At 36.9% G+C, this 12,798-nt stretch carries 7 protein-coding genes, 1 tRNA gene and 1 pseudogene; 6 read left to right on the forward strand and 3 right to left on the reverse strand.

Annotated elements, in window-relative coordinates; genetic code table 11:
- Positions 1 to 123 precede the first annotated feature (123 nt).
- From F6K27_RS08825 to F6K27_RS08835, 3 genes are all read left to right on the forward strand, one after another.
- Complete coding sequence (locus tag F6K27_RS08825) at positions 124 to 1,896, forward strand: R3H domain-containing nucleic acid-binding protein (protein ID WP_287275019.1); 1,773 nt, start codon at positions 124 to 126, stop codon at positions 1,894 to 1,896.
- A 451-nt stretch (positions 1,897 to 2,347) separates the two neighbouring features.
- Positions 2,348 to 2,419 (forward strand) — tRNA-Gln (locus F6K27_RS08830).
- A gap of 1,882 nt (positions 2,420 to 4,301) precedes the next feature.
- Entirely contained in the window at positions 4,302 to 5,549 is a 1,248-nt protein-coding gene (locus tag F6K27_RS08835; RefSeq protein WP_287275017.1) for a DnaJ domain-containing protein, read from the forward strand.
- A 406-nt stretch (positions 5,550 to 5,955) separates the two neighbouring features.
- On the opposite strand, the pseudogene tnpA reads toward F6K27_RS08835, so the two are convergent.
- Both tnpA and pyk read right to left on the reverse strand, forming a co-directional pair.
- A pseudogene (gene tnpA / locus F6K27_RS08840) lies at positions 5,956 to 6,194 on the reverse strand (IS200/IS605 family transposase); the annotation flags it as partial.
- 538 nt (positions 6,195 to 6,732) lie between these two features.
- A complete protein-coding gene (gene pyk / locus F6K27_RS08845; protein WP_124145137.1) occupies positions 6,733 to 8,496 on the reverse strand; it encodes a pyruvate kinase in 1,764 nt (587 codons plus the stop codon).
- A gap of 501 nt (positions 8,497 to 8,997) precedes the next feature.
- On the opposite strand from pyk, the gene crtR reads away from it, so the two are divergent.
- The 3 genes from crtR (at position 8,998) to F6K27_RS08860 (ending at position 11,049) form a co-directional block, all read left to right on the forward strand.
- Entirely contained in the window at positions 8,998 to 9,909 is a 912-nt protein-coding gene (gene crtR / locus F6K27_RS08850) for a beta-carotene hydroxylase (RefSeq protein WP_124145141.1), read from the forward strand.
- A 574-nt stretch (positions 9,910 to 10,483) separates the two neighbouring features.
- Complete coding sequence (locus F6K27_RS08855) at positions 10,484 to 10,825, forward strand: SDR family NAD(P)-dependent oxidoreductase (protein ID WP_287275069.1); 342 nt, start codon at positions 10,484 to 10,486, stop codon at positions 10,823 to 10,825.
- A gap of 92 nt (positions 10,826 to 10,917) precedes the next feature.
- Entirely contained in the window at positions 10,918 to 11,049 is a 132-nt protein-coding gene (locus F6K27_RS08860; RefSeq protein ID WP_161564538.1) for an SDR family oxidoreductase, read from the forward strand.
- Between the two features lie 1,040 nt (positions 11,050 to 12,089).
- On the opposite strand, the gene F6K27_RS08865 is transcribed toward F6K27_RS08860, so the two are convergent.
- Positions 12,090 to 12,692 carry a hypothetical protein gene (locus F6K27_RS08865; RefSeq protein WP_287275016.1) on the reverse strand — a complete coding sequence of 201 codons (603 nt, stop codon included), beginning with the start codon at positions 12,690 to 12,692 and terminating at the stop codon, positions 12,090 to 12,092.
- Between the last annotated feature and the right edge of the window lie 106 nt (positions 12,693 to 12,798).

Here is a 12,798-nt window from a genome sequence, read left to right on the forward strand (position 1 = left end):
AAGTTCACCCCCTAAAGATTTATCATTCGGTCAGTCGCCGGAATTGATCTAAATCATAGTTTCAGTTTTTGCCTCAAAAGCTTTTTTCTTACCCAGTAGAATAGAAGTCACTTTTAACAAAGTATGCAGATAACAGACGACCTTAATAGATTACTAGAAATTGTACCAGACCAAATTAGACGGCCTCTACTGCAACATCAACAGCGAAATAACCTGATCGAAATTGTGATGGATCTGGGTCGTCTCCCAGAAGCTCGTTTTCCATCCCATGCAGAATACCTGGGCGAAATTCCTATTTCTAGAAAAGACCTCAATTATTCCATAGAACGAGTTGGTGATTTTAGCAGCGATAATCGAGCAGGTATTGAGCAAACGCTACATCGGATTAGTGCTATTCGCAATCGCACGGGAGAAGTTATTGGTTTGACTTGTCGAGTGGGGCGGGCAGTTTTTGGCACAATTGGTATGATTCGCGAGTTAGTGGAAACCGGAAGGTCGATTTTGATGCTCGGTCGCCCTGGTGTAGGAAAAACAACGGCACTACGAGAAATTGCACGGGTGCTGGCTGATGATTTAGAAAAACGGGTGGTGATTATTGATAGCTCTAATGAAATTGCTGGGGATGGAGATGTTCCTCACCCTGCTATTGGTCGTGCCCGTCGGATGCAAGTTGCTCGCCCGGAACAACAGCATCAAGTGATGATTGAGGCGGTGGAAAATCATATGCCAGAGGTGATTGTGATTGATGAGATTGGTACGGAATTGGAGGCTCTGGCAGCGAGAACTATTGCGGAGCGTGGCGTACAGTTAGTGGGGACTGCTCATGGTAATCAGATGGAAAATTTGGTAAAAAATCCGACTCTCTCCGATTTAATTGGGGGTATTCAGGCTGTAACTTTGGGTGATGATGAAGCACGACGTCGGGGTTCTCAAAAAACTGTTCTGGAACGTAAAGCACCGCCAACTTTTGAAATTGCTGTGGAAATGTTGGAAAGACAACGTTGGGTGGTTCACGAGCAGGTGGCTGATACTGTTGATGCTTTGCTGCGGGGGCAGAAACCTAATCCACAAGTGAGGACTGTGGATGAGAATGGTGAGGTGAAGATAACACGAGAGTATAATAGTACTCCAAGATTGGGTGGGGGTGTTAATCAGAATGCGGGATCGCTATTGGGACAGTCAGGGGGAATGTTGACTTCTCGTGGTGGTTTTCGTGATTCTGGTTATATTATGCCATTGCCTAATACAGGTCAAGTTAATCAACCAGTAGAGGTTTCTGAGTCTAAGTCTTTTGAAGAATTATTGGATGAGTCTTTCTCGGGAAATGGGATGTTTTCTAATGTAAACTCAGGGCGTTGGGAAACTCAGGTGACGGGTCCGAATGGTGAGGATTTGCCTTTGCATATTTATCCTTATGCAATTCCACGTCATCAAATGGAACAGGTGATTAGTACTTTGGGTTTGCCTGTGGTTTTGACTAAGGATATTGATAGTGCGGATGTGGTGTTGGCTTTGCGAACGCACACCCGGAAACAGTCTAAGTTACGGCATATTGCTAAGGCTCGTCATGTACCTATTCATGTGATTAAAAATAGTGGTTTGCCTCAAATTGCTAAGGCACTGCGACGGTTATTGGATATGGAAGATCCTAGCACTCCTGAATTTGCTGACTTGAATTTGTTTGCTGCTTCAGCTTCAGAAGATGAGATGGAGGCTTTGGAGGAAGCAAGGTTAGCAGTGGAGCAAATTGTGATTCCAAAGGGGCAACCTGTGGAACTTTTGCCACGGTCTCCAAAGGTGCGGAAGATGCAGCATGAACTTGTGGAGCATTATCGCTTGAAGTCTTCTAGTTTTGGAGATGAGCCTAACCGACGTCTGCGCATTTATCCAGCGTAAGGGAGTGTAATTAAGGTTCAAAAGTCCGGCTTGTAGTTGAGTTTTAGCCCTAAGACAAGTATTCAAATAGCTAAAGCAAAACTATAGACTGGCTCGTAGCTTGTAGCAATTTAGGGACGTTGCATGCAACGTCCCTACGAGGTTGGATAAAGATTGTTTATTACAGTTATTTAATGAGACATGATATAATACAGATAAATATGGTATGATAAAAGGTTAAGCTAATCCGTTTAATTCAGTATAAAAAAATGTTCCATCTTCAACCATTACCAAATATTTCTCGATCGCCCCACACTCCCCACACTCCCGACCATAAGAATCTAATTACACCGATGGTACCGGATTTGATATGAGGCCCATAAATCCTCAAAATTCAAAATTTCAAGATTATTCAAAAAAATACTTGACAAATCCCTGGATATAAGTGTTATTATATTAACTGTTGACGAATTGGGGCGTCGCCAAGCGGTAAGGCAGCTGGTTTTGGTCCAGCCATTCGGAGGTTCGAATCCTTCCGCCCCAGTAAGAAAACTAAAATCAAAATAATTAAGCTTAATAGTCGTCCATATATAATATTACTAAACTAGGGTTACATTTGCTTTTTTTTATCATAAAATAAAATTTTAGTCCTATATAGCAGTCGAAGGAAAGGGAGCGGACGTATCAAAAGCTTAAAACTCAGACAACGCCAGATTTTTCCTTTTTCTGTTAAAGAGATAAAGGTATTTTAAAGGCTATCATTAAGGTTGAAAGAGATCGACCCGTTATCATCGCACTTATTTAACTTATTTAACGGTGAGAGTGTCAATGGTTTGTTTGAGTCTGCTTACACTTAATCAAGACTTACGCATTTTTCCCTTCAAGCCACTATATATACCATAGTGCTATAGTTTTTATCTACTATATATAGTGCCTTTGCGTAAGTCCTGTTGATATTAAAGCACTTTTTAAGATAGTAATGTACAGTAGACATCTCCGATAATTAATCTCAAACCCTTGTAATACCAATTTAATAAATGTTTGCTACAAATAGTTAGGCTATTTCTTAGGAGTCAACCCACCCCTAACCCCTCCCAGGAGGCAGGGTTCTCGATAGACACGGGGACACGGAGACACACCAGACATGGGGATGGAGTCTTTTAAGCGGTGTTGAACCAAATATTTTCTCAGAGCTTAAAGACGCTTATTAGCTGAAAAATCGGCAAATTTTGGCAAATTTCACTGTTCCACTATCTCCATTATTCTCGTTCTCCTTAAATCGTTAATCTACAATACTTTGAAACAGCCCTGCTCCCAGGAGGGGAACTCAGTCAGACCGAGTCACAGGGGAATTACTTCAATACCAGTTTTTAGGTTGTAAATTCTCTTTTTTGTCAAAGAGACATTTCCTACAAAATCTTTTGATCGCACTTACAGCGGTTTTGATTTCAGTAGAACACAGTGGGGGCGAATGGCCATTCGCCCCTACAGAGTGTTGGTTATGACGATGTGGTTTATCAATCTGAAAAGCGCTGTATTATTCGTAACATTCTTTTTTCACGGTTGGTATAATGCCTGAGCAAAAACTTAGTTTCCACCAGGTATCTAGTTTAATCTTCATCCCTATTCCCTATTGCTCCAAAATTATGTACCTCATCAATTGAAAAACTGCTTTAACATTCAATCTCTTCAGTATTTTTATTTACTCTATTCCATAGATGTTCAAAATTAACTGAAACTTGCTAGAGAAAGAACGGTCATTTCAGTTATCACTTAGCCTCCTCCGGAGGAACTGCAGGTTTCAGCGATCGCTACCTCTGCAATAAAAAGGTTTGACATCAGGAATATTTTATCCCTTTAACAAGGGAGGTTTTAGAGCACAATTTTTCCGTAAATATACAATATATCTGAGTAGTATATCTAGGAGTTATTATATTAATTAGATATAAGTAGAACATGGTAAATTTTGGGATATATGTATCAAATTGTCAATTAGCTCTAAAGTTTATCTTTATTGCCTTTAGGGGTTTTTCGATTAAAAATGCAACGTCTTTTTTTTGCTCCTGCTCTACTTAGTATTTTTTCTCTTCCTGATTACGATCATTTTTCAAAACTTGAGAAATTATTATATACAACCTTTAATATGTGTTGTTATTATCGAATCCGATTATACAGTATATTTTTCTAATTATATCCACACTTAAATATTAAATCGGACTACCTTCCCACTTTCCTATCTCTCCCAACTATATCATAAGTATTCAACCGGATTTGTTATTAATGCTCATCGATCGATATAAAGTTAAAAATTCAATATATAAATTCTTGCAAATTGATAAATATCTTGTTTCCAATAAGCATTGAAATACTTTATGATATAATCAACAATAATTGCCTAAAATAGTGCTTTGGGAAACTAGGGTTAGATGGAAAAAGAGTGTAACTATTATGAAGTTCTAGGAGTATCAAAAAATGCTTCTACAGAACAGATTAAAAAAGCTTATCATAGCCTAGCACGTCAGTATCATCCTGATGTAAATCCAGGGGATATAAATGCAGCAGAAAAATTCAAAGAAATCAACTCAATGTATGAAATTCTTTCTGACCCATTGAAGCGATCGCAATACGATCAAACGGTAGGGGAAGCCAAAGAACTATATAAACAAGGAGTTGCAAAAAGTCAGCTTGGAGATTATCAAGGTGCAATAGCAGATTACACAAAAGCACTGGAAATTAATCCTAATTGGGCAGAAGTTTTATATCATAGAGGATTCGCTAATTATAAACTGCAAGATTATCGGAGTGCCGATCTTGATTATACAAAGGCATTATTTTTAGACCCATACTTAGTAAAAGTTTATTATTATCGGGGTCTATGTCGTATGAAATTAAGATACATTCAAGCTGGTATGGAAGACTATAGTAAAGCACTAGAAATAAATCCGAATTTTGCTCACGTTTATTATCAACGTGGTTTAGTTTATCTAGAGTTGCAAGAACATCGTCCGGCAATAATAGATTTCAGAAAAGCTGCTCAACTTTTTGCAGACCAAGGTGATAAAGCTAATTCTCAAAGAGCGCTAGAAGCTATTAAAAGTTTAGACCATTTTTCATGGTTAGAAATACTAGAAATATTTCAGACAACTATTCAGGATGCTTGGATAGCAGTAAAGATTTTTATTCCTAATCCCATAGGAGGTTTATTAGCAGCTTTTACTCAGTTAGAACAAAAAAGAGCATTTAACGTTGCAGTTTTATTTGGCATAACATTTGAAATTTGCTTTGTAGTAGGAACTAATCTAATTTTACAGAGATTAGATAAAGCAAATCATACAGAATTTTTATTATTAATAATTATCGGTATTATTCCCTTTGTAAATTTGACAGTTACAAGTGGTTTTGCCAGACTTATTTTCAAAGCTGATGGTAGTTTAACAGGAGATTTATTTACAGCAGGTGCATCCCTATTACCTCTAGGTTTCATGGTACTACTTAGCGGAGTTTTCAATAACTGGGTAATTAGTATTATTTTAGTTATTTTTGCCCTTTGTTATACAATTTTAACTATGTATAGTGGTTGTCAAAAAATTGCCAATATTTCTGAAGAAAAATCAGCTATAACAGTACCTATTATGTTGCTCCTGACTGGGTTGCCATTTGCTTTAATTCACTAAGCATATTTTTCGGGACTTGTATGTATAACATAAGGAAGAAGGAAGAAAGCATTTAGTTATCTAGGAGAGAAGGAAAAATCTTGCGTTATCTGAGTTTTAAGCTTTTGATATATCCTAACTTTTCCTTCGACTACCATTAAGTGCAGATTTATAGACTCTGCACCCACTGACAATTATTCAGTGTTATACCAAACGTGATCAATATTTGCTACAAATAACTAGGTTATTTCTTAGGAGTCAGGAGCACCGAGTCACCGAGTCAGAATGAATAGCTTTGATACCATTTATTAGTCGGAATTTATCTTTTTAGCTGACCCGCCAATTGATCTCACACCAAATTAAAATTATGGTGTGAGATCAATTGGCGGTAAATTAGTGGGACTCGATGTCCCACTAATTTACAATATTATTCTGGGGTTTTCTGGTTTTCAATGTACTTTTTCAAAGTGGAAATTGTTACCCCACTGCCAGAAGCAATCAAATAGGAACCATTCCAGAGAACATCTTTCCAGTAAATAGCGTTAAAATGTTGCTGAAAATTCTTTTCTTAATCGTCGGCTTGTAACTGTTTTAACGTTATTAACTAGCTTGCTTAACATAACGTTGGGATCATACTGAAACTTTTAGGTGAACGTGGTTTTCTTCATTGGTGTTATATCATGTGCCTCCTCCTGGGGAACTACGCTATCGGTTGAATACTTATAAATAACCGTTGTGAGTTCTCAGAAGTCAGAAGTTAGGAGGGAGGAAAGGAGGAAAGAAAGAGGAAAGAAACGAGAAAAGTAAAGATAATTTCAGTATTTCTTAGGTACTGTCAGTTCTTACATTTTATTTATAACTGACCCGTCCGAACATAATATTATTCATCATAACTGGTACAAAAATATACCGATACTGAAAAAAGTTCCTAGGCATCGTGACTTTAGCAGGACTTACGCAGTACAACTATATATGGTATATAATCTCAGCATTTTTCTGGATTTCTCACTGCAATTAGTGCCGTTGCGTAAGTCCTGTTTAGATCAAACAAAAATAAAACAGTGATCGCTCTGACCTGAATTCTTACATCGAATATTTATATCATGTCCGGTTGAATATTTATAAATAACTGACAACAGGAAACACAGAAGTAAAATTTACAATTTGTCTTAGCTTATGACTATTCATTCACCTTTAATATGAACTATTTTCGAGTAGCTCCTGAGTATATCGTACCTCTGTGAGCATCCAAAGTCAAAATCGTGCCATCGCGAACCACACTGGTAGCATTCTTCACCCCCACAATAACTGGTAGTCCCAAACGTAAACCAATAATTGCTGCATGACTGGTAATACTATCCTCTTCTGTTACTACTCCTGCAGCTTTTTGCATTACCTCCACAAATTCAGCATCTGTATGATTAACTACCAAAATTTCTCCAGGGTTAAAATCTCGGACTTCTTTTGCACTATGAGCAACACGAGCGCGACCACTAACATATCCCTGACCAATACCAGTACCTTGACCTAACACTGCAGTCACCACCTCAACCTTAACCAGGTCCGTTGAACCTGCCACACCTTGAATTGTACCCGCAGTCATTACCACTAAATCTCCATCAAATAATAACTCCTTCTCCTGAGCAACACTGATTGCAGATTGAAAAGTCTGACCAGCAGAAGCTAAGTCTAACACCAATAATGGCTTTATTCCCCAAACAAGTTGTAACTGTCTAGCAACATCTACATGAGGAGTCACTGCCAGAATAGGAGTTTTTGGTCGAAACTTAGAAACATTTCGCGCTGTTGCACCTGTTTTAGTCAGAGTCATAATAGCTGCAGCATCTATCTGTTCTGCAATTTGACCCACTGCTTGGCTAATTGCATTAGGAATTGAATGACCTGTATCATTCATACTAGAAACGTTGCAAGTGATAATTTCCTGCTCAATGCGTTTGGCGATCGTTGCCATTGTTGCCACCGCTTCCACTGGATAATTACCTACTGCCGTTTCATTAGATAACATTACTGCATCCGTACCATCAATAATTGCATTTGCCACATCAGAAATTTCAGCACGGGTTGCACGGGGGTTATTCGCCATACTATCTAACATTTGAGTAGCAGTAATTACCGGAATTCCCATTCGATTAGATGTTGAGATCAGTCGCTTTTGCAAAAGTGGCACTTCTTCTGCTGGTAACTCCACACCTAAGTCACCACGAGCAACCATTACCCCATTACACAAAGCCAAAATTTCTTCCATTTGTTCGATCGCTTCGTGTTTTTCGATTTTTGCCACCACAGGAACCTTTTTTCCCGCATTAGCAATTAATTGTTTAATCTCTAAGACATCCTGGGGGTTACGCACAAAACTTAATGCTACCCAGTCTACTCCTTGGTCAAGACCAAACATTAAGTCTTTTCGGTCTTTATCTGTCAGTGCTTTAATTGAGAGATAAACCCCAGGAAAATTCACACCTTTATTATTGGAAAGAGGACCACCAACTACAACCCGACAATGTAATTGCTTCTGTACTTTGTCTACTTTTTCCACCAACATTTCTACTTTGCCATCATCAAGAAGAATTTTTGCTCCTTCTGGCACTTCATCTGCTAAGAGTTCATAAGTTACAGAAGACATTTCTTGAGTTCCAGGCATTAAGTTACTGGTCAAAATAAATGGATCGCCCCGTTTTAGAGATATTGAACCATTTTCAAATTTTCCTAGTCTAATTTTTGGTCCCTGAAGGTCTTGCAAGATGGCTACAGGTTGATTTAGTTCAAAAGAAGTTTGTCTAATTAATCGAATGCTGCGTTGGTGATCTTCATGGGTTCCATGGGAAAAGTTAAGTCTTAGGGTTGTTGCACCAGCTTTGATTAACTCCCTAAGAACATCAGGTTTAGTAGTAGATGGGCCAATAGTTGCTACAATTTTAGTTCGGCGTAAGCCATTTTGCAGTTGCATAATTTCAAAGTTTTAACAGTAATAGGTTAAGAGTGGTATGTTGGATTTTTAATTATTTCTGAATAGTAATTACGCTATATATAATAATGTTAATGTTGAAAAAACAAATGATATTTATTTATTTAATAATTAAAGTTAAAGAACGTTGATTAATTCTGGGACAAAGTTACAATAGTGCCTACATTTATTTATGACTATACTACTGGGCGAGATTGATATCTTAGACTACCATACTCAAAGGATGTCAATGCAACTATTAATAATTACTTTTTACTCTTAAAATTATTTAATTAGCAACAATCTGTATTTTTTATAATTTAAGTTTTAGGATCGGGGTCTAATTTATGGGGATCGCGATTAACTTTATTTAATTTCTCCTATAACCAAAGATTCTAATTATTTTGTTTATATTAATAATATTTCATATATCTTTACAAAATTTTGCCTATATCGTATTGTAATAAAAAAAGTCTCAATCAATATAGAGGAGTGCAAATTAAAATGTTGGAGGCAGGGCTGCAAACGACAGTCCCAAGAGAGTTATTAAGCCCGTCTGGAGGCTTAAATACTAACTTACTCATGTTTTTGAGTGCTATAGGAATAATAATTTCCTCAACCTGCGGTTACTGGTACTGGCACTTTCCTGGCTGGTGCTGCTTCTTGATGAATGTTCTAGCCTTACATATGGCAGGAACAGTAATTCACGATGCTTCCCATAATTCAGCCCATAAGAATCGCTTAGTTAATGCTATTTTAGGTCACGGCAGCGCCTTGATGTTAGGTTTTGCTTTCCCAGTATTTACAAGAGTACACCTACAGCATCATGCCCATGTTAACGACCCAGAAAATGACCCAGATCATTTTGTTTCTACTGGTGGCCCCTTATGGCTAATTGCAGCCCGTTTTTTCTACCATGAAATCTTCTTTTTTAAAAGACGACTTTGGCGGAAATTTGAACTATGGGAATGGTTTTTTAGCCGTTTAGTAGTGTTCACAATGATAGGTGTGTCCATATATTTTGGGTTTCTGGATTATATTTTAAATTATTGGTTTTCTCCTGCTTTAGTTGTTGGTTTAGCTCTAGGGTTATTTTTTGATTATTTACCTCATCGTCCTTTTCAGGAACGCGATCGCTGGCACAATGCTAGAGTTTATCCAAGTGGCTTACTCAATATTCTGATTTGTGGACAGAATTACCATTTAATTCATCATTTATGGCCTTCTATACCTTGGTATAATTACAAACCTGCTTATGAAGTTATGAAGCCACTTTTAGATGTTAAGGGTTCTCCTCAATCTTTAGGATTATTGCAAGGAAAAAATTTTTGGAGCTTTCTGTATGATGTTTTTTTAGGAATTAGGTTTCATAAGCACCAGCATTCTCAACCCCAGGAAAAGGGGAAATTAACATGAGAAAAAATTGAGTATCATCAATAATTTTTTGAGCTAATCAAATAATATTTGTGTTAGTTAATATGATTAATTTTTCCGATATTTCTTTCCTTTGTTCTAGTAGCAGATAATTTTTTTGAACTCCAGAATTTTTTTTTGTTTCATTAGTCTCAATTAGTTTTATGTATTGATGGCTTCCAAATTACCGATATTCATGGAAGCCAATCATCAAGAATAAAGAAAAATTTGACACCGAACTAGATAATTTTTTAAATACATATTTAAGAAGGATGCCATAGCACTACCAATTTTTTGCTCGGCATTCAGCTACTAGAAGAATAATTTTGACTTTGATAAAATTATTCTATTTTTCAATGTTATTTTACATTACGGTCATAAACAACAAGCAGCAGAAGCGATCGCCACTCAAATTGGTTAAGATAGATGTTATTTATTAAAAGCAGACTTAGCGGAAAAAAATGCTGCTGTGAAATTATCGCTTAAAGCGATCGCCTGGCAAAGTTGTATTGATATTCTGGTGAATAATGCTGGTATTTTTGTTGCTACTAGCGTAGATGATGAAATAGACATTTGAATTAATGCTTGGCAACAAACTTTGCAAGTAAATTTAGTTGCAGTTGCCGATCTATGTCGAGAAGCAATTCGTCATTTTCAAACTCGTGACGGTGGCACTATTATTAATATTGCTAGTCGAGCTGCTTTTCGTGGAGACAACCCCCAACATATTCACTATGCATCTTCTAAAGGTGGGGTAATTTTGCTAACTCGTACTATTGCCCGTGGTTTTGCCAAGTCTAATATTTTAGCTTATGCTGTTGCACCTGGGTTTGTGCGTACTGAGAGGTTGTTTGTAAATAATTATGAAGTGTTTTTACCCCTGGCAAATTGGGTATTTCAGCCTATAAATCTGGGATAAATAACCAAGCTGTTACAGTTTAAAGGTCAATCATTTTATATTACAAAATTTTACAAACAGTCTCTGAGAGAGTAGAAAGTTATCATCAATAGGTGGGAGAAGATTTTGCTACCCGCGATATTCCTTTGGGTCAGTTGGCAACACCAGAAGACGTTGCTAACGTTGTCGCTTTTTTAGCATCTGGTTTAGCACCTATACTACAGAAGCAACTATTGATATTATAGCAATGTGCGCTCAGGTATTTACAATGTCCAGCTCAAAGTGCAGTAAGCGAAAAGGTGTACAAAAAATAATGTGTAAATATGCCAGCGCACATTGCTATAATGGCGCTTCTTATGTACGGTGACATTTTGAATATTTTAGGATTGCTATATTACATTATATCCGGTTGAATAGTTGGGAGGAAGAGTCAGGAGTCACGAGTCAGGAGGAAGCGGGGAAGCAAGGAATATGAGAAGAAAGTTATTGTTTGCGTAAGCACAATGGAGTTTGATCGTACGATTAATTACTTATAATAAAGTTTTTGTTTGTAGTTGGACTTTAGTCCTAATACTAAGTATTGTAAGGGCTAAAACCCAACTAGGAAGCCCTATTATAACTGTTATACCGTAAGCATAGCTCCCCCGAAGGGGGCACATGATATAAATAATTACCCGGACTTGATATTATCGACTCACCCGGAGATCAAATTACAAACATTAAAATTACAAACATATTCAGAAAAAGGGGTTGCACATTATGGAATTATATTGCCAAAATTTAGTTTAGATTATGAATAAAAAAACCATTAATTAATCATTCTAGCAATTCTCAAATTCAAAATCCAATTCAATCAAAAACCTAAAATCATTCGTCACTGTGCAATGCCCAGAAAAAAATCTAGCAGTTCTCAGTTCAGTTACTCGTCAGTAAATATTGAGCATTAAAAAACTAAAAACCGCTATTTCTTAATTAATATACTTGTCGCTTGATAACTTAAAAATTCCCCAAAAACCTTGTTATGTAAGGATTCTAGATATTAGGATTTAAAAAGCTTAGAATTATTGCTCTGTCTAGGTTGGAGCGATTTTTTCCCTCTGTTTAGCGACAACTCTAATATACTTGTCGCTTTATAACTTCAAAATTCCCCAAAAACCTTGTTCTATAAGGATTGTAGCTATTGGCGACTAAAATGACTTGGTAATGATTGCTCTGTCTAGGTTGGAGCGATTTTTTCCCTCTATTTAGCGACAACTCTAAATATATTAAATTGGGTAGATAAAAATTAATTATTAGCTTTCTCTATAGCATAGAGCGCGATCGCTAAACTCAATCGTGCTTGTTCAACTTCTGACAAATCAGACCAAGAAGCAGATTGGATTGTTGCCAAAGTATTTTCTACTGCATCATTTTGACTACCACGCATAGAATAAGCTAGGGGACGTGCCATTACTTCCAAATCTTCCAAATCCCAACCTGGTAAAACTTCGCTGACACAATGTACCAATTGGTCTGACAGAGATAGAATAGACCCTAAACTATTCACCTGATCGACAACATTAACAGCAACCTTGCCTAACTTGTTGAGTAAATTATTGGGAGCAAGACCTGAAAACTTCTCAGATAAGGAATTCTGAATATCAATCACAGAAAACAGTTGATCGGTTTGACTTAAAAATTGTTTGCAACCGGAAGTTATTTCCACATCGGTTAGTAAATCAGACAATGGTAACTCCTGCTCAAGAGAATCAAAATAAGAGTCTGATTCTGCTGCTTCTGGATTCCAAGGATAGGCAATATCATCAAGAACTATCGAATTTAATAAATCCAATTCTACTTGAGTGGAACTATTAGCAGAAAACTGAGAGCGGGAAGGCTGATTATTCATAATTTTATTCCTGAGTAAAAATAATTCATCTTCTATTAGATATAGAAGTAGGTAATTAGCAATATTGTTATTTCCTACTTAATCAGCTACAAAAGCAATCTAGCTA

Source organism: Okeania sp. SIO2F5 (assembly GCF_010692685.1).
Taxonomy (GTDB): domain Bacteria; phylum Cyanobacteriota; class Cyanobacteriia; order Cyanobacteriales; family Microcoleaceae; genus Okeania; species Okeania hirsuta.